This window comes from Bradyrhizobium sp. USDA 4473 (assembly GCF_054063335.1).
Map to the genome: position 1 here is coordinate 3,093,990 of NZ_JBSSGE010000001.1, position 26,478 is coordinate 3,120,467.

Genomic DNA, 26,478 nt, shown 5'->3' on the forward strand with positions numbered 1-26,478 from the left:
TTCTTCTATGTCGCAAGTTCTATGTAACGAGTCCCGGTAATCAGCCTTGCAGCTGTTCGGTCTTGCCGTCATCTAACATGGTTGGGTGGCCTGCCAAATCGGAGACGGATGGGAGAGTGCGATGACGCAATCAGGCTCCAAGCCGAAGGCAGACGACAGCGCCGAAAAGCGCCGGCTCGACGAGGCCCTGGAAGAGGGGCTTGAGGAGACGTTTCCTGGTTCCGATCCCGTCAATGTCACCCAGCCGGCCCCCACCAAGGGCGACCGGCACGTCAAGCGCGACGGCAAAGGGTAGGGGACAGCGCGCCTTCCCGGGGATTGCCGAAAGAGAAATAATGATATATTTTCAGTGCCTTAAGGTCGAAAGAGGCGGTTCGGCCGCGGTAATGATTCATCATATTTTTTGAAGTCATTTTAGCGCCTGGCAGTCTATAAGGCCGATGCACGCTACACTGGTAGGCGTTCGGGACGCTCTCGCCGGGTGGTTCGAGAGGTCCACCTTGGGGGTATCATGAGCCGCAAATATTTCGGGACCGATGGAATTCGGGGCCGCGCCAATGGGCTGATCACGCCGGAGCTCGCGCTCAAGGTGGGGCAGGCCGCAGGGTTGGTGTTTCAGCGTGGCGACCATCGCCATCGCGTCGTGATCGGCAAGGACACGCGGCTGTCCGGCTACATGATCGAATACGCCATGGTCGCGGGCTTCACCTCGGTCGGCATGGACGTGCTGCTGGTCGGCCCGATGCCGACGCCGGCGATCGCGATGCTGACCAAGTCGATGCGCGCCGATCTCGGCGTCATGATCTCGGCGTCGCATAATCTGTTCGAGGACAACGGCATCAAGCTGTTCGGCCCGCAGGGCTTCAAGCTCTCCGACGATGTCGAGAAGCAGATCGAGCAACTGCTCGACGAATCGCTCGATCGCCGCCTGGCGCAGAGCGCGAGCCTCGGCCGCGCCCGCCGCATCGACGGCGTCCATGACCGCTACATCGAATTCGCCAAGCGCACGCTGCCGCGCGATCTTTCGCTCGACGGCCTGCGCGTCGTGGTCGATTGCGCCAATGGCGCGGCCTACAAGGTGGTGCCGGAGGCGCTGTGGGAGCTGGGCGCCGACGTGGTGCCGATCGGGGTCGAGCCCGACGGCTTCAACATCAACAAGGAATGCGGCTCCACCTCGCCGGAAGCGCTGTCGCGCAAGGTGCGCGAGATGCGCGCCGATATCGGCATCGCGCTCGACGGCGACGCCGATCGCGTCATCCTGGTCGACGAGCGCGGCCACATCGTCGACGGCGACCAGCTGCTCGCGGTGATCGCGCAGAGCTGGAAGGAAGAGGGGCGTCTCGCCAAGCCCGGCATCGTCACGACCGTGATGTCCAATCTCGGGCTGGAGCGCTTCCTGCAAAGCATCGGGCTTTCGATGGTCCGCACGCCGGTCGGCGACCGCTATGTGCTCGAGCAGATGCTGAGCGGCGGCTACAATCTCGGCGGCGAGCCGTCGGGCCACATCATCATGTCGGACTATTCGACCACCGGCGACGGCTTCGTCGCGGCGCTGCAGGTGCTGGCCGTGGTGCAGAAGCTGCGCCGCCCGGTGTCGGAGATCTGCCGGCGTTTCGAACCATTGCCGCAGATCCTGAAGAACGTGCGCTATCGCAGCGGCAAGCCGCTCGACGATGCCGAGGTCAAGTCCGCGATCACCGACGGCGAGAAGCGCCTCAACGGCCATGGCCGCCTGTTGATCCGTCCCTCCGGCACCGAGCCCGTCATCCGGGTGATGGGCGAGGGCGACGACCGCATCCTGGTGGAAGAGGTGGTCGACAACATCGTCAGCGCCCTCGGCCACGCCGCGGCGGCGTAAGGGCGTCCGGCCGCATCAGCTCGTGATCCGTCGTCCTGAGGAGCGCGCCCTTGCGCGCGTCTCGAAGGATGCACGGCCCGGCCGGTGGCCGATTCATCCTTCGAGACGCGGCCAAGTGGCCGCTCCTCAGAGGGTGTGATTTTTTTGGGGTTTCAGCGAGCATTATAGCCGAAAGCCGGCGCGGTGTGATTCTCTGGCGATGATGGATTCGCGGGAGGTGATGTTGGCTGCCGATGAGTTGTTTGGGGACCTGCCGGAGCAGGCGAAGCCACCAGTCGAAGCGGGCTTGCCCGGCGCTCCGCGGCTGCGTGAGCCCCAGCGCGACCAGATTGCGCTGCGAGCGGTTGATATTGAGAGCCTGATCGGGGAAGACCATCCGGTGCGGCTGATCTGGTCTTATGTCGAAGAGCTTGATCTGAGTGAGTTGGAGGACCGGATCAAGGCTCGCGGCGATCGTCCCGGTCACCCCGCGACCTCGCCCCGGCTTTTGCTGGCGCTGTGGCTCTATGCCGCCAGCGAAGGCGTTGGCAGCGCGCGGGCGTTGGAGCGGCTGTGCGAGAGCCACGATGCCTATCGCTGGCTGTGCGGCGGGGTGTCGGTGAACTATCACCTGCTGGCGGACTTCCGGGTCGGCAACGCCGATCTGCTTGACCGACTGCTCAGTGAGCATCTGGCAGCGTTGGCAAAGGCCGGTCTCGTCGATCTGGAGACCTTGGCGCAGGATGGCATGCGGGTCCGGGCCAGCGCCGGGGCCGCCTCGTTCCGGCGCGAGGCGACGCTGGATAAGCATTTGGCGCAGGCTGAGGCCGTGGTGGAAGACCTCAAGCGCGAGGTCGACACACGCTCGGACGCCAGCAATAAGCGTGCCCGGGCAGCCAAGGAGCGGGCCGCGCGGGAACGCAGCGCGCGGGTGAAGGCGGCGCAGACGGCGCTCGCCGAGATCAAGCAGCAGCGCAAGGAGCGCGAAGAAAGTCGCGGCAACGGCAAGACGCCGAAGGAGCCGCGGGCCTCCACGACGGACGCCTATGCACGGGTCATGAAGATGGCGAACGGCGGCTTCCGCCCCGCCTACAACGTGCAGGTGACGAGCGTGGCCGGCGAGCAGATCGTCGTCGACACCAGAATTTGCAACATCGGATCCGATCGCGGCCTGATGCGTCCCATGCTGGAGCGGCAGCGTGCGCGGCCCGGAGGGTTGCCCAAGGACCATCTCGTCGATGGCGGCTTTGGCAGTGCCGAGGACATCGAATGGGCCTATGCCGAGGGCATCGATATCTTTTGTCCGCCCACTCAATCCAAGCACGGTACCGATCCCTATCTACCGCGGCGCGGCGACGGTCCGGGGGTGTTGGCCTGGCGTGCGCGAATGGCGAGCGAAGAGGGCAAGGCCCGATACAGGTCCCGGTCGATCTGCGAGTGCATCCATGCCCGCTGGCGCAATTGGGACCTGCGGCAATTGACCGTGCGCGGCATCGAAAAGGTCCGTGCCGTCGTGCTCTGGTACGCCCTCGTCAACAACATCCTGCAAGGCAACCGCCTCTCCAGAGCCTAAACAACGGGTCATCGCCGAACTCGAACTCAAACCTGCCAATTGCTGCGACGAACAGCCGCCAAAAACTCCGCAGGAGCCGAATCCGTCACAAGCTCTCAGGATGACGGGAGGCCGCACTGTTGTTGCGGAGCCCACAGCGCATCGCTGCCATCGGCTAACGCAACTGGTCCGGCTCACCTTCGCGTCGTACGACGCGGAGGTATTTTTGCGAAACTATCCGGGAATGCTGCAGTGAACAAACCCGTCGTGAGCGAACAGGCACTGGGCGAACCGGTGGAGGTCGCCGAACTGACCTCTGCGCAGGCCACGAAAGTGGCCGCCGCCGGGCCGGCCTATGTCGTGCTTGCCGGCATCAGCTTCTCGCACTTCCTCAACGACACGATGCAGTCCCTGATCGCCTCGGTCTACCCGATCCTGAAGGACAATTACGCGCTCGACTTCGCGCAGATCGGCATGATCACGCTGGCGTTTCAATTTACGGCGTCGCTGCTGCAGCCGCTGGTCGGGCACTTCACCGACAAGAAGGCGCAGCCGTTCTCGCTGTCGATCGGCATGGGCTTCACCTTCTTCGGGCTGCTGCTGCTCAGCGTCGCCCATGGTTACGGGATCATCCTGATCGCGGCGTCGCTGGTCGGTCTCGGCTCAGCGGTGTTCCACCCGGAATCCTCGCGCATCGCGCGGCTGGCGTCCGGCGGACGTTACGGCTTCGCGCAATCGGTGTTCCAACTCGGCGGCAGCTTCGGCACCTCGATGGGGCCTGTGCTCGCCGCGTTGATCGTGGTGCCGTTCGGCCAGCCCTCGATCGCCTGGTTCTCCTCGATCGCGTTCCTCGCCATCGTGATCCTGTGGCGCATCGGCGTCTGGTACAAGCCGCAGATCGCAGGCAAGAAGGCTACGGCCATCGCGCGGCATCCGGACCATCCGGATCAGCGGCGCGTGATGATCGCGCTCATCGTGCTGGTCGCGCTGCTGTTCTCCAAGCAGCTCTACGTCTCGAGCCTGTCGAGCTACTACATCTTCTATCTGATCGACAGGTTCGGCGTCTCGACCCAGGCCGCGCAGCTTTATCTCTTCATCTTCCTTGCCGCCAACGCCGCGGGCGCGTTCATCGGCGGGCCGCTCGGCGACCGCTTCGGCCGCAAATACGTGATCTGGTTCTCGATCCTCGGCGCGCTGCCGTTCACGCTGGCGCTGCCCTACGCCGGACTGTTCGCCAGCGCCGTGCTCACGGTGGTGATCGGCGTGATCATCTCGTCGGCGACATCGGCGATCATCGTGTTTGCGCAGGAACTGATGCCGCATCGCTTCGGCATGATCTCCGGCGTGTTCTTCGGCGTTGCGTTCGGGATCGGTGGTCTCGGCGCTGCCGTGCTCGGCAAGCTCGCCGACCACACCTCAATCGCCTTCGTCTATCAGCTGTGCGCCTTCCTGCCGGCGATCGGCCTGCTCGCGGTGTTCCTGCCGAAGATGCCGAAGGCGGTTCGCTGAGCCTCCCGGCGGCGGGGGCGTACGCTTCGCCCCGATTAAGCATTCGCTAACGAGCCCGGCTTGCGTGCGCCGCAAACGGCGCGCCTTGCGTCAACGCTTCATTAGCACTTGTGGCGAGGTCGCCATTTTTCACGGCACGCGCGCGCATTTATGGACCCATAAGCAACAGCCACGGAAATAGGTGAGAGAAAATCAACCTTAAAAATTAGGGTTAAGTGCCGCTTAAACATTTGCTGCCATCGTCCGCCCGTGAGTTTCAGACGTGGGGCTTTCGTGTCGCCTCACTTGGCCCAAAAGGACGAAGCCAATGCGTAGCGTAAAGACCCTGATTGCCGCAGGAGCGGCATCTCTGTTGTCCTCGGCGGCGTTCGCCGCCGACATGCCCATCATGCCGCCGCCCCCGATGGCGTATGCTCCCCCGCCGGTCCAGGATTTCGGCGGATGGTATCTGCGCGGCGATATCGGCATGACCAACACCCAGGCCAAGCTGCACGTCAACGCCTACGACACGCTGCCGGCCGGCACCGCGTTCAACCAGTACGGCCACGGTTTCGACAGCGGCATGCTGTTCGGCCTCGGCGTCGGCTATCAGTTCAACAGCTGGTTCCGCGCCGACATCACCGGTGAGTATCGCTCGAAGGTGAGCTTCAACGGCACCGACTTCTTCACGTTCCCCGGGCCGAGCTCGCTGGCCGACACCTATCATGGCGGCGTCCAGAGCTGGGTCGGCCTCGTCAACGTCTACGCCGATCTCGGCACCTGGGGTTGCTTGACCCCGTTCATCGGTGCCGGTGTCGGTGCCGCCGTGCTCAAGACCTCGGCCTTCTCCGACAATGCGACGTTCCCGAGCGGGTCCGGCCTGACCAGCTCCTACATCGCCGACGGTGCGACCAAGACCAACTTCGCCTGGGCGCTGCATGCCGGTGTCGCCTACAAGGTCACCAACAACTTCACGGTTGAACTGGCCTATCGCTACCTCGACATGGGCACCGTCGGGCAGGGCCAGGGTCACTTCTTCGACAACACGCCGACCGGGCCTTCGAGCTTCCAGTACCGCGACATGACCTCGCAGGACGTCAAGCTCGGCGTGCGCTTCAACCTGCCGTGCTGCGACGTGCCGCCTCCGCCGCCGCCGCCCCCGCTGATCCGCAAGGGCTGATAAGGCTTAATTTCGGCCCTTCACGGTTAACGATTGCAACGGCGCGGGATCATCCCGCGCCGTTTTTGCTTTGCGTCTCGTCCTCGCGAAGTTCTGCAACTTGCGTGCTCGAAATCCGTCGGCGACAACGATTGGTTAAGGTTAACAGGCGATGATCAGCGCGCATTCGGTGAGTGGATTGGAGCGTTGCGATGCGTAGGTTCTTGCTGGCGGCGATGATGTTCGGGGCAGTGACCGGCGCGCATGCGGCCGACATGCCCGATTTCCTGCGCGGCAGTATTCCGGCCGAACCGGCGCCCACGAGGAACTGGGAGGGCTGGTACGCCGGCGGCCAGGTCGGCTACTCGGCCGCGGACATGAACTTCGACAACAGCATCGTGTCGCTGACCAACTTCATCTTCCGCAACAGCGTGCTTGCGCAGCCGACATCGGCATGGACGCTGTTGAACAAGAACACCGCGCAGGGCACCAATTTCGGCGCCTTCGTTGGCCGCAACTGGCAGTGGGAAGATGTCGTGTTCGGCGTCGAGGCCAACTACAATTACATGAACAGGATCTCGAGCTCGTCGAAAGGGTCGATGGCGCTCGCGATCGTGAGCCCACCGGGCTCGGCCGCGCCGCCCAATCACACCTACACCTACAACACGTCGCTGGATGGCGCTGCCGCCGCGACGATCAAGGACGTGATCACGTTCCGCGGCCGCGCGGGCTGGGCGTTCGACGGTTTCCTGCCTTACATGTTCGGCGGCCTTGCGGTCGGGCGCATGGACGTGTCGCGTTCGGTGTCCACCAATGTGGTGCTGCGTGACGACGTGACCGCGACGACCACCGATGCGTTCGGAAACCAAACGACATCGATCGTGTCGACGTCGTTCACCCAGATCCCATCGCTGTCGCAGACCGCCAGCGAGCAGAAGACCAACGCCTTCGTGGCAGGCTGGACCGCCGGCCTTGGTTTCGAATACTGCCTGTGGGGCGGCTTGTTCATGCGCGGCGAATGGGAATACGTGAAGTTCTCGCCGATCAAGGACACCAGCATCTCGCTCAACAGCGTGCGCGCTGGTCTTGGCTATAAGTTCTGATTGGCTACAAGTTCTGAGACAAAGCCGCGCAGCTTGACAGCGTATGGCGCGGCTGGTCCGATATCGCTCCGCAAGCGGAGCGACCTCGCATGAAAATCTACGGCGACGCCAATTCAGGCAATTGCCTGAAGGTGAAATGGGTGTGCGACAGGCTGGCGCTGCCGTACACATGGGTCGAGATCGACACCATGAAGGGCGGCAGCCGAACCGCGGAATTCCTCAAGCTGAACGGCTGGGGCCAGGTGCCGACGGTGGAGCTGGACGACGGCCGCACGCTGGCGCAGTCCAACGCCATCATCCGCTATCTCGCGCGCGGCAGCGATCTGATTCCCGGCGATCCCTATCGCGCGGCGCAGATGGATGGCTGGATGTTCTGGGAGCAGAACAGCCACGAGCCCTACGTCGCGGTTTGCCGTTTTCAGGCCGTCTATCTCGGCAAGCCTGTCTCCGAGATCGATCCGAACCTCATCAAGCGCGGCTATGGGGCGCTCGATCATCTGGAGCGGCATCTTGCTGGTGCGCAATTCCTGGTCGGAGATCAATTCTCGCTCGCCGACGTGTCGCTGCTTGCCTATACGCGGATGGCGGAGGACGGCGGCCTCGCGCTCGAGGGCTACCCCACGATCCGCCGCTGGATCGCGGATGCCGAGCATGTGCTCGCGCTGCCGCCGGTCCGCTGATCGCAGGTGAATGCCGCCATGACCGAACCCTCGTCGATCACGATCCGCCGCGCGCGCCGCGAGGACGTCGCCGCCATCGTCGGCATGCTGGCGGACGATCCGCTCGGCAGTGCGCGCGAGCGGATCGAGGATCCGCTGCCGCAATGCTATTACGACGCCTTCGCGCGGGTCGAGCGCGATGCCAATTTGCAGCTCGTCGTCGCCGTCGACGGGGAGGGTGCCGTCGTCGGCTGCCTGCAACTCGCGGTGCTGCCGGGCATCAGCTCGCAGGGCTCTTCGCGCGGTCTGCTCGAGGATGTCCGTGTCGCAAAGCATTGCCGCAGCCGCGGCATCGGCGAGAAACTGGTGCAGTGGGCGGTCGCGGAGGCGCGGGCGCAAGGCTGCATGCTCGTCGAACTGTTGACGCATCACACCCGCGTCGATGCGCAGCGCTTCTATGAGCGGCTTGGGTTTGCGCGCAGTCATGTCGGCATGACGCTTCGCTTGTGATATCCGCGCGCGAAGTTGTGCCGCACACAAGGCAATGCCTGCGGTAGCCGCCGCTCGGCGATCCGGTTAACAGCCGGTAAACTAAGCCGGCCTCCGTGATTTTACGGGGCGGAACGAGTCCGGTATGTCGGACGTCTCCCACGGGGCGCGGGCAACTGGGGATTGGAATGTCGGAATATTCGATCGTGCGGGTCGGCAACGAGTACATCGTGCAGGCCGGCGATAAGCGCATTTTGAGAATATCGAGCCGGCGCAGGGCGGTTAAGATCATGACTCTGGCGGCGGATTTGCTCGACCAGGAGACGGTGCAGCAGGTCGGGGACGCCCCATCAATCAGCCGTGATCGCGCGATTGTTCCGGACAAGTCCGAACTTCCTTGACGTTCTGGCCCCTTTCCAATATCCCCGGCGGCGGGAAACCTCTCCCCACCGAGAGGCAGCTATCTGGAAGGGTAGATTATGACTGCAGCGAAGCCCGCTTCGCGGCCCAACGTGCCGCATTTTTCCTCCGGCCCCTGCGCCAAGCGCCCCGGCTGGAACCCCAACAATCTCAAGGACGCCGCCCTCGGCCGCTCGCATCGTGCGAAGGTTGGCAAGACCAAACTCAAGCTCGCGATCGAACTGACGCGCGAGGTGCTTGAGGTACCTGCCGACTACAAGATCGGCATCGTGCCGGCGTCGGACACCGGCGCGGTCGAGATGGCGCTGTGGTCGCTGCTCGGTGCGCGGCCGGTCACCACGCTCGCCTGGGAATCCTTCGGCGAAGGCTGGGTCAGCGACATCGTCAAGGAATTGAAGCTGAAGGATGTCACCAAGCTGAACGCGGCTTACGGTGAAATCCCCGATCTTTCCAAGGTCGATCCCAAGTCGGACGTCGTCTTCACCTGGAACGGCACCACCTCGGGCGTGCGCGTGCCGAACGCCGACTGGATCAGCGCGGACCGTGAAGGCCTGACGATCTGCGACGCAACCTCGGCCGCCTTCGCGCAGCCGCTCGATTTCGCCAAGCTCGACGTCGTCACCTTCTCCTGGCAGAAGGCACTCGGCGGCGAAGCCGCGCACGGCATGCTGATCCTGTCGCCGCGCGCGGTGGAACGGCTCGAGACCTACAAGCCGGCCTGGCCGCTGCCGAAAATCTTCCGACTCACCAAGGGCGGCAAGCTCAACCAGGGCGTCTTCGAAGGCGAGACCATCAACACGCCGTCGATGCTGTGCGTCGAGGACTATCTCGATGCGCTGAACTGGGCGAAGTCGATCGGCGGCCTGAAGGCCCTGATCGCGCGCGCCGACGCCAACACCAAGGCGATTGCCGACTGGAAGGCGAAGACGCCCTGGATCGATTTCCTGGCCAAGGATGCCGCGATCCGCTCCAACACCTCGGTGTGCCTGAAGTTCACCGATCCCGCGATCACCTCGCTTCCATCGGACGCGCAGGCCGACTTCTGCAAGAAGCTGGTCGCGCTGGTCGAGAAGGAGAATGCCGGCTTCGACTTCGCGTACTACCGCGATGCGCCGGCCGGCCTGCGCATCTGGTGCGGCGCCACCGTCGAGGCCAAGGACGTCGAGCTGCTGACGCAGTGGATCGACTGGGCCTTTGCCGAGACCAAGGCCGCGCTGCCGAAGGCGGCCTGAGTTTTCTCTTGTCACCTCTCCCCGTTCTTACGGGGAGAGGTCGGATTGCGCAGCAATCCGGGCGAGGGGCCCTTTCGACTTATTCCTCGCCTGTGGCTGCCCTCACCCCAACCCTCTCCCTGCAAGTACGGGGAGTGGAGACGTGATCAGAGACTTCACCACATTGGTCCAAGAGACCCGCCCGCTGCAGGGCAGAGGAACAGTCACATGACGAAGCCCAAAGTTCTGATTTCCGACGCGCTGTCGCCCGCCGCCGTGCAGATCTTCAAGGATCGCGGCGTCGAGGTCGACTTCCAGCCCAACCTCGGCAAGGACAAGGACAAGCTCGCCGAGATCATCGGCAATTATGATGGCCTTGCGATCCGCTCGGCCACCAAGGCGACCGCCAAGATCATCGAGAAGGCGACCAGGCTCAAGGTGATCGGCCGCGCCGGCATCGGCGTCGACAATGTCGAGATTCCGGCCGCGACCGCCAAGGGCATCATCGTGATGAACACGCCGTTCGGCAATTCGATCACGACCGCCGAGCACGCCATCACCCTGATGCTGGCGCTGGCGCGCGAGATCCCGCAGGCCGACGCCTCGACCCAGGCCGGCAAGTGGGAGAAGAACCGCTTCATGGGCGTCGAGATTACGGCGAAGACGCTGGGGGTGATCGGCTGCGGCAATATCGGCTCGATCGTCGCCGACCGCGCGCTCGGCCTGCGCATGAAGGTGATCGCGTTCGACCCGTTCCTGTCGCCGGAGCGCGCCAAGGACATCGGTGTCGAGAAGGTCGAGCTCGACGATCTCTTGAAGCGCGCCGATTTCATCACGCTGCATACGCCGCTGACAGACAAGACCCGCAACGTCATCGACGCGGCCGCGATCGCCAAGATGAAGAAGGGCGTGCGCATCATCAACTGCGCCCGCGGCGGCCTGGTCGACGAGCAGGCGCTGGTCGATGCGCTCAATTCCAAGCATGTCGCGGGCGCCGCCTTCGACGTGTTCGTCGAGGAGCCGGCGACGACCAACGTGCTGTTCGGCCATCCCAACGTGATCTGCACCCCGCATCTCGGCGCCTCCACCACGGAAGCGCAGGAGAACGTCGCGCTGCAGGTCGCCGAGCAGATGTCGGACTATCTGTTGTCGGGCGCGATCTCGAACGCGGTCAACTTCCCGTCGATCACGGCGGAAGAGGCGCCGAAGCTGAAGCCGTTCATCGAGCTCGCCGAGAAGCTCGGCTCGTTCGCCGGCCAGTTGACGGAGAGCGGCATCCTCAAGACCACGATCACCTATGAGGGCCACGTCGCCGAGATGAAGATCAAGGCGATCACCTCGGCGGTGCTGTCCGGCCTGCTGCGGCCGATGCTGGGCGAGGTCAACGTGGTCTCGGCGCCGGTCGTCGCCAAGGAGCGTGGCATGGTGGTGGACGAGGTCGTCCGCGCCGCGCAGAGCGACTATGAAAGCCTGATCACGGTTACCGTCACCACCGAGCGCCAGGAGCGTTCGGTGTCCGGCACCGTGTATGCCGACGGCAAGCCGCGCCTCGTCGACATCAAGGGCATCCGGGTCGACGCCGAGTTCGGCAAATCGATGATCTATGTCACCAACGAGGACAAGCCGGGCTTCATCGGCGCATTCGCGAGCCTGTTGGGTGATGCGAAGATCAATATCGCGACCTTCCATCTCGGCCGCGTCAAGCAGGGCGGCGACGCCATCGCGCTGGTCGAGGTCGACGGTGCGGTGCCGGCGGAGCTGCTGAACAAGGTGCAGGCGCTGCCGCAGGTGAAGCAGGCCAAGGCGCTGACGTTCTGAGGCGCTGACGTTCTCAAGGCGCTGACGTTTTAAACACTGTTCGAACGGTCTTGTCATCGCCTGGAAGCGTCCGGGCGTGACGAACGAAGATACCGCTCAGGTACGTCCAAATTCCGATCTGCGGAACATGACGCCGTCTCCGGCCCCGGAGGCGGCGTTTGTCGTTCCGGAGCCTCCGGTATTGCTGTTGCGCCCGTCGAAAAATGTGTACGAACGGGCCACGACACGCCACAATGACCGTCATCTCAGAGGGAGAAAACAATGCGTGAAGCTGTCATCGTTTCCTACGCGCGCACCGGCCTGGCGAAATCCGGCCGCGGCGGATTCAACATCACCCCGCCGATGTCGCTCGCCGCGCACGCCATCAAGCACGCGGTCGACCGCGCCGGCGTCGACAAGGAGTATGTCGAGGACTGCTATCTCGGCAATTGCGCGCATGGCGCCCCGAACATCGGCCGCCAGGCGGCGCTGCTCGCCGGCCTGCCGAAGTCGACCGCCGGTGTCTCGGTGAACCGCTTCTGCTCGTCGGGCCTGCAGACCATCGCGATGGCCGCCAACTCGATTCGTTCGGACGGCTCCGATTGCATCGTCGCCGGCGGCGTCGAGAGCATCTCGATTCCCGGCGGCGGCTCGCCGAAGGAATCGATCGACCCGGATCTGCTGAAGACGGCACCCGACATCTTCATGGCGATGATCGACACCGCCGACATCGTCGCCGAGCGCTACAAGCTCAGCCGCGAATACCAGGACGAGTATTCGCTGGAGTCGCAGCGCCGCATGGCGGCCGCGCAGCAGGCCAACAAGTTCAAGGACGAAATCGTCCCGATGAAGACCAAGATGAAGGTGGTCGACAAGGCGACCAAGGCCGAGTCGATCGTCGACTACGTGGTCGATCGCGACGAGTGCAATCGCCCCGAGACCACGCTGGAGGGCCTCGCCAAGCTCGAGCCGGTCAAGGGCCCGGGCAAGTTCGTTACCGCCGGCAATGCCAGCCAGCTCTCCGACGGCGCCGCCGCCGTGGTGCTGATGGAAGCCAAGGATGCCGAGAAGCGTGGCCTCAACCCGCTCGGCCGTTTCGTCGCCTGGGCCTCGGCCGGCTGCGAGCCCGACGAGATGGGCATCGGTCCGGTGTTCGCCGTGCCGAAGCTCCTGAAGCGCCATGGCCTGAAGGTCGATGACATCGACCTCTGGGAGCTCAACGAGGCCTTCGCCAGCCAGTGCCTCTATTCGCGCGACCAGCTCGGCATCGATCCCGAGAAGTACAACGTCAATGGCGGCTCGATCGCGATCGGCCATCCGTTCGGCATGACCGGTGCCCGGCTCACCGGCCATCTGCTGCAGGAAGGCCGTCGCCGCAAGGCCAAGTGGGGCGTCGTGACCATGTGCATCGGTGGCGGCCAGGGCGGCGCCGGCCTGTTCGAGATCTACAGCTAAGCGCGCTTCGACACGATCGCGTGCGAACGAGCGGCCCGGCGGTATCGCCGGGCCGCTTTCATTTGAGGCCCGTCATGATGCCGGCACATCCGCGGCGGGTTCGCCGAATTCGAGCGCGGCGACCAGTTCGAGCGTCTGCCTGAGATCGGCGGCCTGCCTGGCGCCGAACGCCGTCTCGAAGCGGTCCTGCGCCTCAAGCCAGGCGGCCTGCGACTCCGCAAGTCTGGCTTCGCCGCGTTTGGTCAGCCGCACCAGCCGGCTGCGGCGGTCATTCTTGTCAACAGTGATGGTCAACAGGCCGTCGCGCGCGAGCGGCTTGAGGTTGTGATTGAGCGCCGTGCGGTCGAGCACCAAAGCTGCGGCAAGCTCCCCCATCGTCGGGGCGCCCGTTCGTCTGACATGGACCAGGATGGCCCGCTGGGTGCCGCGCAGCCCCGACGCCGCGAGGACCTGATCATAGAGCTGCGACACCCGCCGTGTCGCCTTGCGCAACGCCGTGAGATTGCACCTTGTGGCTTCCGTCTTCGCCATTGGCTGCCTCCAAACTGGGCTTGACAGATACATGCATATGCACCTAATGGCAATAGATGCATATGCACGTACCTGGAGGGTGTGATGTCGGAGGTCGAGGCGGAGACCATCGGGCTGACGGCCGGACCCGAAGCACGGCCGCGGTCCCACGCCGCGACTGCAACTCCGCGGCAGGTTTTGGCAATCGTCTCGGTCGGAATCTGCCTGGCAAATCTCGACCTGTTCATCGTCAATGTCGGGCTGCCGAACATCGCGCAGGAATTCCGCGGCGCCTCGCTGGAGGATTTGTCCTGGATCCTGAATGCCTATGCGATCGTCTATGCGGCACTGCTGGTGTTTTTCGGCCGCCTGGCGGAGCGCCACAGCCGCAATCTGAGCTTCCTGCTCGGTGTTGCGCTGTTCACGGCCGCCTCGGCAGCGTGCGCGCTGGCACCCAGTGTCGAGCTCCTGGTCCTGTTCCGCGTGGCGCAGGCCGCCGGCGCCGCATTGATGACGCCGACCTCGATCGGCCTGCTGCTGGCCTCGTTCCCGCCCGAGCAGCGCGCCGGCGCGGTGCGCACCTGGACCGCGATCGGCGGCCTTGCCGCAGCATTGGGGCCGCTGGCCGGCGGCGTGCTGGTCACTTTCGACTGGCGCTGGATCTTCATCGTCAATGTCCCGATCGGCGTGGTGGCGCTGATCGTCGGCTGGCTCAAACTGCCCGAGGTGCCTGGCCACGACGTGCCGCGGCCGAGCTGGTGGGCGGCGCTGCTGGTGACCTCCGGCATCGGCGCGCTGACATTCGCCATCGTGAAGGCGAATGACTGGGGCTGGGGCTCGCGCGGCGTCGTGCTCGGCTTTGCCGTCGCAGGCCTCTCGCTCGCCGCCTTCGCATGGCACTGCCTCCGATCGCAGAACCCCTTCGTCAACCCGGCGCTGTTCGCAGTCAGGCCGTTTACCGGGGCGACGTTGGTCATGGCGCCTTACTCGGCGGCTTTCGGTGCGATGCTGCTGTCGGTGGCGCTGTGGGAGCAAACCGTGTGGGGGTGGTCGGCGCTGAAGACCGGCCTTGCGATCGCGCCGGGTCCGTTGCTTGTCCCGTTCACCTCGCTGTTGTTTGCCGGTCGCCTGATCGCGCGATTTGGCGCGGCGGCCGTGGTGTCCGCCGGCATCATGTCGTTCGCGGGCGGTCTTATGATCTGGGCAACGCTGCTCGATGCACAGCCCAACATGCCTGCCTTCGTGGTCGGTATGATGTTCACCGGTGTCGGCGTCGGGCTGACGTTTCCGACCCTGATGGGCGTCGGCGCCGGTTCGCTGCCGCCGTCGTCGTTCGCCACCGGCTCCGGCGTGATCAACATGATCCGGCAGGCGGCGCTGGCGATCGGCGTCGCGATCTTTGTCGCGATCCTGGCTAGCCCCGCCACGATGACCGAGCGGATCGCGGCGTTTCATCGCGGCTGGTGGATCATGATCGCGATCACGCTTGCCGGTTTCGTGCCGAATGTTCTGTTCATCCGGCGCCGGACAGGTCGCTAACACCCGAAAGACATCGCCGCGCCATTCTGCAGCCGCGGCAGCGCCATCGTCGCGCCGCAGCGAAACCTCAATCGAACCAGTCCCTTCCTCGCTGCGTCTCACCACGAGAAACGGCGCGCCAATGAGTTCGGCGGCCGTTCATCGCGCGCGATGTGCGTTTTTCCGGAGGGATGTCATGTCAAGGATTGCGAATTATCTCGTCACCACCAGCCTGGTGCTGGCGGGAGCGCTGGTTGCCGGGCCGCTGCATGCGGCCAATCTCGACGCGGCTTCGCAGGTCGATGCCGTCACCGTCTATCCCGACGGCGCGAGCGTCACCCGCGTCATCACGATGGATCTGCCCGCCGGCGACAACACGCTGGTCGCGAAGGATTTCCCGCTCGGGCTCGATCCGTCCTCGCTGCGGGTCGAGGGCGAGGGTGGAGCGAAGCTCACGATCGGGGCGATCGACGCGCGGCCACCACGCCCGGCGGAGCCGGCGAACCTGCCCGAGATCGACAAGCGGATCGAGGCGCTGCGCGACCAGCGCGAGGATTTGCAGGGGATGATCACGTCGGCGGAGGCGCGGCGCAAATTCGCCGAGCATTTCGCCGAGGCCGCGCCGGTCGGCATCGGCGAGAAGGGCGAGGCGCGCCCGGTGAGCGAATGGCGTGCTGCGTTCTCTGCGGTTGGGGACGAGGTCGCAACCGCCGACAACGCGATCCGCGACGCCACGCGCAAGCAGCGCGATATCGATCGCGAGATCGCGCGCCTTGAGGCCGATCGCGCCGCCAAGCCGCCGAGCAAGCTCGAGGTCCGCATCGAGCTGGCATCAGCGGCGGCGACCAGGGCCACGCTGCGGGTCACCTATGCGGTTCCCAACGCGCGCTGGACGCCGATCTATGACGCCCGGCTCGACACCGGCGCCAAGGACCGCAAGCCCGCAATCGAACTGGTGCGCCGCGCCGAGATCACCCAGTCGACCGGCGAGGACTGGTCGAATGTCGCGCTCGACGTCTCCACCGTACGCGTCGCCCGCGGCGGCAATGCGCCCGACCTCCGCTCGCTGATCGTGCAGTATCCGCAGCCGCCGCGACCGCTGGCGGCTGGCCGAGCGTTTGACAGCGTGCAACAGCCCTCGGCACTGATGCCCGCACCGGCTGCGCCTTCGATGGAGCAGCATCTGTTCAAGAAGGCCGAGGAGCAGGAAGCGGCTGCCCAAGCCAGCGCCTTCCAGGCCAGCTTCAGGATTCCCGGCCGCGTCAGCGTTGCCGCCAATGAGGGAGCAAAGAGCCTGCGCATCTCGACCGCGACCATCACCCCCGATCTCGCGGTGCGTGCGGTGCCTGTGCTGGATCCGACCGCGTTCCTGGAGGCGAGCTTCGTGCAGACCGACGACGCGCCGCTGCTGCCGGGCCAGGTCGCGATCTATCGCGACGGCATCTTTGTCGGCCGCAGCCGGATGGCGAGCGCCGCCAAGGACGAGACCGTGCGGCTCGGCTTCGGCGCCGATGACAAGGTCAAGATCGAGCGCACGGTGGTGAAACGCAACGAGGGCTCGGCCGGCCTGATCGTCACCACATCGAAGACCGACGAGCGCGCGTTCAAGACCACGGTTCGCAACGGCCACGACTTCCCGATCAAGGTCGCGATCCAGGATCAGCTCCCGGTCAGCGAGAACGACGATATCGTGGTCGAGCTGCTCCCGTCGTCGACGGCTGCGACGACCACCAATCTGCGCGACAAGCGCGGCGTGCTGGAATGGGCGTTCGAGGCCAAGGCCGGTGAGGTCCGTGATATCAACTTCGCCTGGCGGATGCGCTGGCCCAAGGACAAGGGCGTCGTGATGGTGCCGGCGGGCTGATCTGCATCTCGCGGCGATGACAAATCCCGATCTCGGGCATCAGTTTGCCAAAAGCAAAAGCCTGAGATCGGACTATCGGGCGAAGAAGGAATGACGCGCCTTGCCGCGAGAACGCCGGCTAGAAGCCGGCATTCTCCTCCAGCCATTGCTGGTTATCCCAGTGCGCGCGGCGGCCGAGCACATAGTCGCGGGCATCGTCCATGAAGCGCACCTTGCTGGCGAGCGCTCCCAGGAACGCGGCGATCGCCGCAATCCAGGGCCATAGATGCATCAGCAGCGTACCGGGGATCTGGTTGGCAAATCCCTCCTGCAGCGCGCCTGTTGCGCAATAGGCCAGCGCGGCCCATGCAAGAGCCAGGATCGTCGCCACGACCTGATAGGTGTTCTGATGAAGCCGCACCAACCAGCGCATCAGGCACAGATAGGCAAAGCAGACGATCACGCCGAGCATCAAGGCGATGCACGGCGGCGGCAGACCCCAGCTCTGGTCCCAGGTCAGGCACGCAATGAAGCCCGCGGCGATCAGGGCCTCAATATAGGTTAAAGCGGATTTCTCATTCATGATTTGCCCCGAAGCGATTCAAGTATCGGTCGAGGCTATCATCATCTAGCGTTTTGATAGAAGCGCAATTGTAGAACAACCGTTGGGAATGGGCGAGGCCAGAAGCCATGCGTTAGCCAATCCAAGCTGGATCGGACCCGGCTTCCCCAAATTCGCTGTCATGCCCCGCCTTGAGCGGGGCATCCAGTACGCCGCGGCTTATCTGTTGAACTCGAGCGCCTCTGGAATACTGGGTCGCCCGGTTGAACCGGGCGACGACGCCGTTATTTGTGGCGAGAAGTGCATTACTTCGCCTTCAGGAAGTCGCCGACCTCAAGCAGCACGAACTCGTCGTCATCGGCCTTGTTCGGATCGCGGCTCGAGGAGAACGGCAGGTTGTTGTCGTTGCCGACGATGATGTGGGTGTCGTCGACGCGGTCGACGTTCTCGATGGTGAAGAATGGGAAGGTGTAGACGCCGTCGTTCAGCGGCTTGCGCGCCTTCTTGTTCGGATCGCGAATCTTCAGGAGGTCGATATAGGCGATCTTGCGCACGGGCTTGCCGACATTGGCGTCGGACAGCTCGATCTTGTAGACGCGCTTGAACTTGGCGAGGTCGGGGAAGCAGGTCTCGCCGCGCTGGCCTTGCGGGCAGGCCTTGTCGGCGGTGCCTTCGCCATTGTCGCGCTCGATCACCAGGCCCTGCGTCGGGTCGATCATGTTGAAGTCGCCGATCGCGTTGCCGTTCTGCTCGAACACATACTGCCAATAGCGGCCGGTGAACTTCTCCGCCGCGACGTCGAATTCGAGGATGCGCGAGGCTTCCTTGCCATCGACCTTCTCCCAGTCCTTCTTGTCGGCATCCCACAGCGGTCCCTCGAGCAGGCCATAGAGGAACTTGCCGTCCTTGGAGGAGGCGAAGCCTTCATAGCCCTTGGAGCGGCGCAGATTGACGTTGCTGTAGGTGGCGCCGGGCGCGCCGGGGCGACTGCACCGCCCAGTGATCCGGCGAGCGCACCGGCTTGCCGTCCGCGACCGTCTCGAACACCGCGAGGATCTTGCCGGTCTTGTCGGCCTTCAGGATGTAGGGCCCGAACTCGTCGCCGATCCAGAATGTATCGTTGATGATCTGGAATCCTTCGGTGTCGAAGTCGGCGCCGGTCAGATAACGCTTGGCGGTGTCCTCATGCACGATGCGGAACGGCACCTTCTTGTTGGGATCGTGCAGGAATACGGTCTCCTGGCGCTCGATCTTGCCGCCGGCCCAATCCATCTTGTAGCGGTTCAGATACAGCATCGAGTCCGCCGAGTTGTAGCGCGAGCCCATGCCGTTGTCGGTGATCACCCAGAACGAGCCGTCGGGCATCGCCTTGATGCCGGAGTGGCCCTGCAGCGGCTGGCCCTTGAACGGCAGCGACACGCCGGTCGGCCGCTCGTAGGACTTGCCCATCACGGTGCCGATGTCGTCGACGCGCTTGCCGGTGGTGTACTTGCCCGAGGTCTTCAAATCGTTCGGGGCGTCGGCCGGCGCGTCGATGAAGCTCTCCGCCGGCATCACCACATGTCCCGCCAGCGTTGCCGGGAATTCACCCTCGCTCTGCGCCAACGCCGAGGTGGCGAGCAGGAGCGAGGCGACGGAGCAGAGCAGCGACAGGCGCATGGTTGATCTCCCAAAGGATAAACGATGCGGTGTTCTCCGAGCCGCCTGTTACAACCGGCTGACAGTTTTGTGAATGACGCGTGTTGCGGCGGGATAAGGCTTGCGGCGTTACGTCGCCTTCCTCCGTCATGCCCGACCTTGTGCCGGTCTCCGTGAGGCTGGTTTCCCAGCGCGGCCTTGAGCCATCCATGATATCAACGGGATCAACCGGCGGATCACTCGCGGATGTCCGCCGCTTAACAGGAGAACCCATTCATGTTCATCGCAATGAACCGGTTTCAAGTGATCAGGGGCAGGGAGGAGGCGTTCGAGAACGGTCTGGAGCACGCGGGATTCCCATCTTGGCGATGTTCCGGGCTTCATCGAGTTTCACTTGGTCAAGGGGCCGGCGGCTGAGGACCACACGCTGTATGCCACTCACACCGTGTGGTCCAGCAGGACGACGTTCGAGGACTGGACCAAATCGGAAGCGTTCCGCCGTGCCCATTCCCGCGCCGGCAACGAGACCGGCGGCAGCCTCTATCTCGACCATCCCAGGTTCGAAGGCTTCGAGGTGCTGATGACCGAGCGCTCCAAGGGCGTCACGGCGTGACCCAATTGCTCAAATTCCCTGCTACTCCTTCACCGCCCCCGTCAGCGACGACACGTAGTAGTCGACGAACAGAGAGTAGAACAGCGCGACCGGCAGCGAGCCGAGCAGGGAGCCGGCCATCAGTGCGCCCCATTGGTAGACGTCGCCGGTGACGAGCTCGGTCAGGATCGCGACCGGCACGGTCTTGTTGGCGCCGCTCTGGATGAAGGCGAGCGCGTAGATGAACTCGTTCCAGGACAGCGTGAAGGAGAAGATGCCGGCCGAGATCAGGCCCGGCACCGCGAGCGGCAGCGTGATCCGCCACAGGATCTGCAGCCGCGTCGCGCCGTCGACCAGCGCGCATTCCTCGAGCTCATAGGGGATCGACTTGAAATAGCCGATCAAGAGCCAGGTGCAGAACGGCACCAGGAAGGTCGGATAGACCAGGATCAGCGCGAGCGGCGAATCGAACAGGCCGAACTGCACGATCACGGTGGCGAGCGGAATGAACAGGATCGACGGCGGCACCAGATAGGCAAGGTAGATGCCGAGCCCGACATAGGGGCTGCCGCGGAAGCGCAGCCGCTCGATCGCATAGGCGGCGAGCGTGGAAGCGAACAGCGACAGGAAGGTCGAGCCGATCGCCACCAGCATGGTGGTCTTCAGCCAGCGCGGATACGAGGTGTCGAACAACAGATGCTTGACATGCGCGAGCGTCGGCGAGGTGATCCAGAACGGGTTGTGCTCCTTGTAGTTCAGGAGCTCGGCGTTCGGTTTGAACGAGGTGATCGCCATCCAGTAGAACGGGAACAGCAGGATCAGGATGAAGCAGGCGAGCGGCAGATAGATCATCACCACGCGCCGGGCGCGGGAGTCCCACGCCATCGTGTCCGGCGTGGCGCTGGCGACGTTGGAGGATTGGGCTGCAATGTCAGTCATTGGCTTCTCCCTGCTGCCATTTGCGGCGGGCGAGGCCGAAGTAGCTGAACAATGTTGCGAACACCAGGAACGGGATCATCGAGACCGCGATCGCAGCGCCCTCGCCGAGCTCGCCGCCGGCGATGCCGCGTTGGAACGCCAAGGTCGCGAGCAGATGGGTCGAGTTGACCGGGCCGCCGCGGGTGATGGCATAGACCAGCTGGAAGTCGGTGAAGGTGAAGATGATCGAGAACGTCATCACGATCGCGAGGATCGGCATCATCATCGGGAAGGTGATGTAGCGGAAGCGCTGCCATGAGGTGGCGCCGTCGAGCATCGCCGCCTCGTAGAGCGAGGGCGAAATGGTTTGCAGACCGGCCAAGAGCGAGATCGCGACGAACGGGATGCCGCGCCAGATGTTGGCCGCGATCAGCGAGAACCGCGCCGGCCAGGGCGAGCCGAGGAAGTCGACATTGCTGTCGCGCCAATGCAGCACGTCGACCAAGAGATAGGAGATGATCGAGAACTGCGGATCGTAGATCCACCAGAACGCCAGCGCCGACAGCACCGTCGGCACGATCCACGGCAGCAGCACGATCGCCCGGATCAGGCTCTTGAACGGGAAATGGTTGTTGAGCAGCAGCGCCAGCCAGAAGCCGAGCGCAAACTTCCCGAAGGTCGCGACCGCGGTGTAGAAGATCGAGTAGAACACCGCGTTCCACCACAAGGGATCCTTGAGTAGGTATTGGAAGTTCTCCAGCCCGATATAGATGCCTCGCTGGCCGATCGTGGTGTCGGTGAAGGCGAGCCAGATGCCCAGCCCAAGCGGATAGGTGAGGAACACCAAGAGCAGGCCGACCGCGGGCGCCAGGCACATCACGATCAGGAACGGCTTGTAGTCGAACAGGCGCGCGAGCCAGCCCGGCTGGTGCAGGGCTTGTCCCCGTGAAGGCAGTGTCGTGACAGACATCAGATCCTTGTCCCGGTCTGATTTTTTGAAAGGTCATTCCGGGATGGTGCGTCAGCACCAGACCCGGAATCTCGAGATTCCGGGTTCGATGCTGCGCATCGCCCCGGAATGACAGCTGCAACGACCCCCGTTACCGGCCTTGCCGCCGGAAGTAACGCTTGGCGCGCTGCTCGGCTTCCGCTGCGGCGGCCTCCGGCGTTGCCGCATCAGTCGCGACGGAGGCGCACATCTGCACCAGCACGTAGTCGGCGTTGACGGCGCCGGTCGCGGTCGAGATCGGCCCCTTGTAGCCGTTGTAGTAGGGGCTCTTCATGGTGTCCTTGAAGATCGCGACCTTGGGATCGCCCGACCACACTGCGGCGTCGGCATAGGCCGCGAGCGGCTGCGACCAGTAGCCGGAGTTGGCGTTGAGCCACGGCTCGTACTGCTCGTGCTCCAGCATGAACTGCAGGAACGCCTTCGCCGCATTGGGATACGGGCTGTGCTTGAACGCCATCGCATTCAGCGTCAGGCCGGACATCGGCGAGACCGGCGCCAGCCCCTTGATCAGGAACTGATGCTCGGTGTCGTCGGCGATCGCCTTGGTGGCGGGATCGTTCTTCAGCGAGAAGTACAGCGAGACGCCGTTGGCGGTCAGGCCGATTTCCTGCGACGAGTAGGCGCGGTTGTTGGAGACGTCGTTCCAGGACGGCGTGCCGGCGATGAAGGTCGGATACAGCTCCTTCAGGTATTTCAGCGCGGCGATCGTCTCCTTGCTGTTGATGATGATGTTGCCTTCCTCATCGAGCAGCGCGGCGTTGTGCGACCACAACAGCCAGTTGGCGAAGCCGTTGCCGTCGCCGACGGCGTTGCCGAGCGCGAATCCCGCCGGCTTGCCGGCCGCCTTCAGCTTCTTGCAGAGTTCGAGGAAGCCGGCGTGGTCCTCCGGCACCTTGTCGAAGCCGGCCGCGTTGACCAGCGACTTGCGGTAGACCAGCGGACCGCCGGAGGCGCCGAACGGCAGGCCGACCCAACTCTTCGACTTCGAGCGCATGCCGTAGCGTTTTGCCAGCGTGAGCCAGCCGCCGTAGCGCTTGTCGAGATAATCGGCGACGTCCGTCAGCTCGATCAGCTTGTCGATATAGATGTGCGGCGCGTCGCCGAAGCCGATGATGATGTCGGGGCCGGCGCCGGAGTTCGAGGTCACGGCGGTCTGCTGGTTGATGTCCTCCCAGCCGACGAAGTCGACCTTGACCTCGACGCCGGTCTTGTCGGTGAAGCGCTTGGCATTGGCGCGGAACACGTCTTCGTCGGCCTGGACGAAGCGCACCGGCCGCAGCATGCGCAGGGTCGCGCCCTTTTCAATCGGCAGCGACGGCGCCGCCACGTCGGCCGCCTTGACCTTCGACGCCTCCTGCGCCGCGGCGCCGGTGACGGCCAGTGCCGCCGCGGATGCCCCCAGCGCCAGCGCGTCGCGACGCGTGATCTCGTACTTCATGTCGTTCGCACTCCCTTTTTTCTTGTTCCTTCCCGGCGTTTGGCCGCCGGTGAAGGGTCTTGTGGTCTCGGTGCGCCCGCCGCGCGAAGGGCCCGCATCAGACGGGCCCTCGCGCGAAGAGCGGCGTTCCGCCTAGCTGTTCGGACCGCGATCCATGCTGACCGGTTGCCAGCGGCGCAGCGCGGTGTCTTGCAGCACCGACGGGTTCACGCAGCTTACCGGCCACATGCCTTGCAGCACTAGTGACAATTCGTAGCCCACCCGGCGCTTGCGTGCCTCGTCAAAACGTGCCGAGGCCGAGGCAACATGGGCGGTCAAGGTAACATTATCCATCCCGAGCATCGGATTGTTGTGCGACGGCGGCTCCTTTTCCAGCACGTCGAGCGCGGCATGGGCGATCCACCCCTCCTGGAGCGCCTTGATCAGCGATTCCTCATCGACGGTGGCGCCGCGCCCGGTGTTGATGAAGACAGCCGACTTTTTCATCTGGCGAAAATGCTTCTCGGTCAGCATGTGATGCACTTCGGGCCGCGCCGGGGCGTGCATCGAGACGAAATCCGACTGCGACAGCACCTCCGATAAGGTCGAGGGGATCACGCCGTGGTCGTACATCAGCGTTTCCTGGATGAAGGGGTCGTAGGCCATCATCCGGAGCCCGAACGGCGCGGCGCGCTTCGCGACCGCGCGGGCGACCCGGCCGAACGAGATGAAGCCGAGCGTCTGGCCCATCAGCCGCGGAATCTTCAACAGCGCCGGGCGGCCCTCGGACCAGCGGCCGCTGCGCACCATCTTGTCCTGCTCGATCAGGCGGCGGAAGCCTGACAGCAGCAGCATCATGGCGTGGTCGGCCACTTCCTCGATGAAGGTGTCGGGGATGTTGGTGACCGGAATGCCGCGGGCGGTCGCCGCCTTGACGTCGACCGAGTCGACGCCGACGCTGCCGAGCGTGATCACCTTGCAGTTCTCCAGCGCGTCGATCACAGCCTTGGTGATCGGCATGCCCTTGGCGTAGATCGCGTCCGCGGTGCGGGCGGCGGCGATGAATTCGGCCTCGTTGGCCGGCGCCTCGATGATCTCGGCACCGATCGGATCGAGCGCCTCGCGCTCGTAATCATAGCCGCCGCCGGCGACCGTGAAGCTCGCGCCCTTCGGCGTCACCACCCTGAATTTCGACATTGTCTGCTCCCGATGTGAGGTCTTCTGTTCTTGCTTCTTGCTGGTTTGCTTCTTGGTCTTGGTGCTTGGTCTTCTTGATTCTTGTCTTCTAGATTCTTGGAGCGCGGCTTGTCGCGCCGCCTTGCCATACTTCTACGCGAGCTCTGCTGTTCTCTCCACAATTGCCGGTTGGTCCGCGGTCCGATTCTCCGGGCTTCTACGGGGAACCTGCGTAACCATCGGGTAAAGGGTCTCACATTACGGTGAATGGAATCAATCCGCCAATCGCGTCGCGTTCCCCGCCTCTCCTGGAGATCCCCGTGAAGCTGTCAAATCTGAAGATCACCCCCAAGCTCGGCATTCTGGTGGGGGTGGCGCTCCTTGGCCTCTGCACGGCCGGCATCCTGGCAATCAATCTGATGCAGCGTGAGATGACGAACGCGCGCATCGACCAGGCCAAGGCCATGGTCGAGATGGCCAAGAACATGGCGGCGAGCCTCAAGAAGGATGTCGACGCCGGAAAGATGACCAAGGAGGCGGCACTCGCCGAGTTGAGCAAGCGCGGCAACGCGATGACCTACGACAATGGCTCGGGCTATCTGTTCGGCACCGACTACAACGGCATCACGGTGCTGGCGCCCGATCCGAAACAGGTCGGAACCAACCGCATGGACGTCGTGACCAACGGCCGCAAGCTGTCGCAGGAGCTGATGGACGGCGTGAAGGCCAAGGGCGACATCCTCTTGTTCTATGAATATGTGAAGCCCGGCCAGGAGACGCCGATCCGCAAGCTCGGCTACGCCGTCGCGGTCCCCGGCTTCGACATGTATCTCGGCACCGGCGCCTATCTCGACGATATCGACGCCAAGATGCGCCCCATTGCCTGGCTGCTCGGCCTTGCGATCATCGGCATCGGCGTCATCTCGAGTTCGGTGGCCTGGCTGATCGGGCGCAGCATTTCCCGGCCGCTGAATCTGCTCGGTGCCCGCATGCGCGACATCGCGGACGGCAAGCTTGATGGCGACATTCCCGGAGTCGGCCGTGGCGACGAGGTCGGCGGGATGGCGGCAACCGTCCAGGTCTTCAAGGACAATGCGATCCGTATCCGCGGGCTCGAGCAGGCCGAGGCCGAGACCCAGGCGCGCGCCGCATCCGAGCGCCGCAGCGCGATGCAGAACCTTGCGAGTGATTTCGAGCGCAGCGTGAACGGCATCGTCCGCACGGTGGCCTCCGCCGCCGCCGGCATGCAGACCACGGCACAGTCGATGACCGCGACCGCCAGCGACGCCAGCGCGCGGGCCGCGACGGTGGGCGCCGCCTCCGACTCGGCCTCCAACAATGTCGGCACCGTTGCCGCCGCGGCCGAGGAACTCTCCAGCTCGGTTGCGGAGATCTCCCGCCAGGTGGCGCGCTCCAGCGAGGTCGCGAGCCGGGCGGTGGCCGACGCCGAGCGCACCAATGCGACGGTGCAGGCGCTCTCCACCGGCGCCGAGAAGATCGGCGAAGTCGTCAAGCTGATCCACTCGATCGCGGCGCAGACCAATTTGCTCGCGCTCAACGCCACCATCGAGGCGGCGCGCGCCGGCGAATCCGGCCGCGGTTTCGCCGTGGTCGCCTCCGAGGTGAAGGCGTTGGCCAACCAGACCGCCAAGGCGACCGAGGAGATCTCGGCGCAGGTCGCGGCGATGCAGGCCTCCACCGGCGAGGCGGTGACCTCGATCGGCGGCATCACCGCGACCATCGCGCAGATGAGCGAGATCACGGCCTCGATCTCGACCGCGATCGATCAGCAGGGCGATGCGACGCGCGAAATCGCGCGCAACATCCAGCAGGTCGCGGCCGGCTCCAGCGAGATTTCCGCCCATATCGGCGGCGTCACGTCAGCGGCCGCCGCCACCGGCACCGCGGCCGGCGACGTGCTGTCGAACGCGCGCGAGCTCGACACCCAGTCCGGCATGCTGCGCAACGCGGTCGACGAGTTCCTGGAGAAGGTGCGCGCGGCGTAACGGATTGCGCAGGGTGAGTTAGCCAAAGGCGTAACCCACCCTGCGCTTCTCGCATCCGTCATCCTGAGGTGCGAGCGGAGCGAGCCTCGAAGGATGTACGGCCCGGCCGGTGGCCGTCG

21 protein-coding genes and 2 pseudogenes are annotated in these 26,478 nt (G+C 64.4%); 16 read left to right on the forward strand and 7 right to left on the reverse strand.

Translation table 11 applies throughout. The features are described from left to right. The first annotated feature begins 121 nt into the window (after positions 1–121). The 12 genes from ACVW17_RS14560 (at position 122) to ACVW17_RS14615 (ending at position 13,170) form a co-directional block, all read left to right on the forward strand. Positions 122–295 (forward strand): hypothetical protein, encoded by a 174-nt coding sequence (locus ACVW17_RS14560; protein WP_456752410.1) that lies wholly within the window; start codon positions 122–124, stop codon positions 293–295. 216 nt (positions 296–511) lie between these two features. Next, a complete protein-coding gene (glmM, locus tag ACVW17_RS14565; protein ID WP_456752411.1) occupies positions 512–1,858 on the forward strand; it encodes a phosphoglucosamine mutase in 1,347 nt (448 codons plus the stop codon). A 220-nt stretch (positions 1,859–2,078) separates the two neighbouring features. Continuing rightward, positions 2,079–3,410: an IS1182 family transposase gene (locus ACVW17_RS14570; RefSeq protein WP_456756305.1), complete on the forward strand. Its 1,332-nt coding sequence runs from the start codon at positions 2,079–2,081 to the stop codon at positions 3,408–3,410. A 231-nt stretch (positions 3,411–3,641) separates the two neighbouring features. Continuing rightward, on the forward strand, positions 3,642–4,898 hold the full coding sequence (locus tag ACVW17_RS14575; RefSeq protein ID WP_456752412.1) for an MFS transporter: 1,257 nt from the start codon (positions 3,642–3,644) through the stop codon (positions 4,896–4,898). Positions 4,899–5,205: 307 nt separating this feature from the next. After that, positions 5,206–6,057, forward strand: coding sequence for an outer membrane protein (locus ACVW17_RS14580; protein WP_456752413.1), 852 nt, complete (start codon positions 5,206–5,208; stop codon positions 6,055–6,057). Between the two features lie 191 nt (positions 6,058–6,248). Beyond that, positions 6,249–7,139, forward strand: coding sequence for an outer membrane protein (locus tag ACVW17_RS14585; RefSeq protein WP_456752414.1), 891 nt, complete (start codon positions 6,249–6,251; stop codon positions 7,137–7,139). Between the two features lie 89 nt (positions 7,140–7,228). Further along, positions 7,229–7,819 carry a glutathione S-transferase family protein gene (locus tag ACVW17_RS14590; protein WP_456797324.1) on the forward strand — a complete coding sequence of 197 codons (591 nt, stop codon included), beginning with the start codon at positions 7,229–7,231 and terminating at the stop codon, positions 7,817–7,819. Between the two features lie 18 nt (positions 7,820–7,837). After that, on the forward strand, positions 7,838–8,308 hold the full coding sequence (locus ACVW17_RS14595) for a GNAT family N-acetyltransferase (protein ID WP_456752416.1): 471 nt from the start codon (positions 7,838–7,840) through the stop codon (positions 8,306–8,308). A gap of 167 nt (positions 8,309–8,475) precedes the next feature. Beyond that, entirely contained in the window at positions 8,476–8,688 is a 213-nt protein-coding gene (locus ACVW17_RS14600) for a hypothetical protein (protein WP_456752417.1), read from the forward strand. 78 nt (positions 8,689–8,766) lie between these two features. Continuing rightward, positions 8,767–9,939, forward strand: coding sequence for a phosphoserine transaminase (locus ACVW17_RS14605; protein ID WP_456752418.1), 1,173 nt, complete (start codon positions 8,767–8,769; stop codon positions 9,937–9,939). A 207-nt stretch (positions 9,940–10,146) separates the two neighbouring features. Continuing rightward, on the forward strand, positions 10,147–11,736 hold the full coding sequence (serA, locus tag ACVW17_RS14610; RefSeq protein ID WP_456752419.1) for a phosphoglycerate dehydrogenase: 1,590 nt from the start codon (positions 10,147–10,149) through the stop codon (positions 11,734–11,736). 261 nt (positions 11,737–11,997) lie between these two features. After that, entirely contained in the window at positions 11,998–13,170 is a 1,173-nt protein-coding gene (locus tag ACVW17_RS14615) for a thiolase family protein (protein WP_050423239.1), read from the forward strand. A 72-nt stretch (positions 13,171–13,242) separates the two neighbouring features. Here the strand turns inward: ACVW17_RS14615 and ACVW17_RS14620 are convergent, their stop codons facing one another. Then, positions 13,243–13,701: a MarR family winged helix-turn-helix transcriptional regulator gene (locus ACVW17_RS14620; RefSeq protein WP_456752420.1), complete on the reverse strand. Its 459-nt coding sequence runs from the start codon at positions 13,699–13,701 to the stop codon at positions 13,243–13,245. Between the two features lie 84 nt (positions 13,702–13,785). On the opposite strand from ACVW17_RS14620, the gene ACVW17_RS14625 reads away from it, so the two are divergent. Beyond that, on the forward strand, positions 13,786–15,219 hold the full coding sequence (locus ACVW17_RS14625; RefSeq protein ID WP_456752421.1) for an MFS transporter: 1,434 nt from the start codon (positions 13,786–13,788) through the stop codon (positions 15,217–15,219). Positions 15,220–15,394: 175 nt separating this feature from the next. Continuing rightward, positions 15,395–17,062 (forward strand): mucoidy inhibitor MuiA family protein, encoded by a 1,668-nt coding sequence (locus ACVW17_RS14630; protein WP_456752422.1) that lies wholly within the window; start codon positions 15,395–15,397, stop codon positions 17,060–17,062. A gap of 118 nt (positions 17,063–17,180) precedes the next feature. Here the strand turns inward: ACVW17_RS14630 and ACVW17_RS14635 are convergent, their stop codons facing one another. Both ACVW17_RS14635 and ACVW17_RS14640 read right to left on the reverse strand, forming a co-directional pair. Continuing rightward, positions 17,181–17,624: a hypothetical protein gene (locus ACVW17_RS14635; RefSeq protein ID WP_456752423.1), complete on the reverse strand. Its 444-nt coding sequence runs from the start codon at positions 17,622–17,624 to the stop codon at positions 17,181–17,183. 284 nt (positions 17,625–17,908) lie between these two features. Further along, positions 17,909–19,262: pseudogene (locus tag ACVW17_RS14640) on the reverse strand (esterase-like activity of phytase family protein). A gap of 255 nt (positions 19,263–19,517) precedes the next feature. Here ACVW17_RS14640 and ACVW17_RS14645 point away from each other — a divergent pair. Further along, positions 19,518–19,854: pseudogene (locus ACVW17_RS14645) on the forward strand (antibiotic biosynthesis monooxygenase family protein). Between the two features lie 21 nt (positions 19,855–19,875). Here ACVW17_RS14645 and ACVW17_RS14650 read toward each other — a convergent pair. The 4 genes from ACVW17_RS14650 to ACVW17_RS14665 form a co-directional block, all read right to left on the reverse strand. Next, positions 19,876–20,718, reverse strand: a complete 843-nt coding sequence (locus tag ACVW17_RS14650; protein ID WP_371818069.1) for a carbohydrate ABC transporter permease — start codon at positions 20,716–20,718, stop codon at positions 19,876–19,878. Positions 20,719–20,764: 46 nt separating this feature from the next. Further along, positions 20,765–21,721, reverse strand: a complete 957-nt coding sequence (locus tag ACVW17_RS14655) for a carbohydrate ABC transporter permease (RefSeq protein ID WP_456752424.1) — start codon at positions 21,719–21,721, stop codon at positions 20,765–20,767. A 130-nt stretch (positions 21,722–21,851) separates the two neighbouring features. Next, positions 21,852–23,198, reverse strand: a complete 1,347-nt coding sequence (locus ACVW17_RS14660) for an ABC transporter substrate-binding protein (RefSeq protein ID WP_456752425.1) — start codon at positions 23,196–23,198, stop codon at positions 21,852–21,854. 132 nt (positions 23,199–23,330) lie between these two features. Continuing rightward, positions 23,331–24,374: a C-terminal binding protein gene (locus ACVW17_RS14665; RefSeq protein ID WP_456752426.1), complete on the reverse strand. Its 1,044-nt coding sequence runs from the start codon at positions 24,372–24,374 to the stop codon at positions 23,331–23,333. 299 nt (positions 24,375–24,673) lie between these two features. On the opposite strand from ACVW17_RS14665, the gene ACVW17_RS14670 reads away from it, so the two are divergent. Then, positions 24,674–26,359, forward strand: a complete 1,686-nt coding sequence (locus ACVW17_RS14670) for a methyl-accepting chemotaxis protein (protein WP_456752427.1) — start codon at positions 24,674–24,676, stop codon at positions 26,357–26,359. Positions 26,360–26,478 lie beyond the last annotated feature (119 nt).

Coding starts and splice junctions, on each gene's coding strand:
- ACVW17_RS14560 (WP_456752410.1), top strand. CDS start 122: ATGACGCAATCAGGCTCCAAGCCGAAGGCAGACGACAGCGCCGAAAAG.
- glmM (WP_456752411.1), top strand. CDS start 512: ATGAGCCGCAAATATTTCGGGACCGATGGAATTCGGGGCCGCGCCAAT.
- ACVW17_RS14570 (WP_456756305.1), top strand. CDS start 2,079: ATGTTGGCTGCCGATGAGTTGTTTGGGGACCTGCCGGAGCAGGCGAAG.
- ACVW17_RS14580 (WP_456752413.1), top strand. CDS start 5,206: ATGCGTAGCGTAAAGACCCTGATTGCCGCAGGAGCGGCATCTCTGTTG.
- ACVW17_RS14585 (WP_456752414.1), top strand. CDS start 6,249: ATGCGTAGGTTCTTGCTGGCGGCGATGATGTTCGGGGCAGTGACCGGC.
- ACVW17_RS14590 (WP_456797324.1), top strand. CDS start 7,229: ATGAAAATCTACGGCGACGCCAATTCAGGCAATTGCCTGAAGGTGAAA.
- ACVW17_RS14595 (WP_456752416.1), top strand. CDS start 7,838: ATGACCGAACCCTCGTCGATCACGATCCGCCGCGCGCGCCGCGAGGAC.
- ACVW17_RS14600 (WP_456752417.1), top strand. CDS start 8,476: ATGTCGGAATATTCGATCGTGCGGGTCGGCAACGAGTACATCGTGCAG.
- ACVW17_RS14605 (WP_456752418.1), top strand. CDS start 8,767: ATGACTGCAGCGAAGCCCGCTTCGCGGCCCAACGTGCCGCATTTTTCC.
- serA (WP_456752419.1), top strand. CDS start 10,147: ATGACGAAGCCCAAAGTTCTGATTTCCGACGCGCTGTCGCCCGCCGCC.
- ACVW17_RS14615 (WP_050423239.1), top strand. CDS start 11,998: ATGCGTGAAGCTGTCATCGTTTCCTACGCGCGCACCGGCCTGGCGAAA.
- ACVW17_RS14620 (WP_456752420.1), bottom strand. CDS start 13,701: ATGGCGAAGACGGAAGCCACAAGGTGCAATCTCACGGCGTTGCGCAAG.
- ACVW17_RS14625 (WP_456752421.1), top strand. CDS start 13,786: ATGTCGGAGGTCGAGGCGGAGACCATCGGGCTGACGGCCGGACCCGAA.
- ACVW17_RS14630 (WP_456752422.1), top strand. CDS start 15,395: ATGTCAAGGATTGCGAATTATCTCGTCACCACCAGCCTGGTGCTGGCG.
- ACVW17_RS14635 (WP_456752423.1), bottom strand. CDS start 17,624: ATGAATGAGAAATCCGCTTTAACCTATATTGAGGCCCTGATCGCCGCG.
- ACVW17_RS14650 (WP_371818069.1), bottom strand. CDS start 20,718: ATGGCGTGGGACTCCCGCGCCCGGCGCGTGGTGATGATCTATCTGCCG.
- ACVW17_RS14655 (WP_456752424.1), bottom strand. CDS start 21,721: ATGTCTGTCACGACACTGCCTTCACGGGGACAAGCCCTGCACCAGCCG.
- ACVW17_RS14660 (WP_456752425.1), bottom strand. CDS start 23,198: ATGAAGTACGAGATCACGCGTCGCGACGCGCTGGCGCTGGGGGCATCC.
- ACVW17_RS14665 (WP_456752426.1), bottom strand. CDS start 24,374: ATGTCGAAATTCAGGGTGGTGACGCCGAAGGGCGCGAGCTTCACGGTC.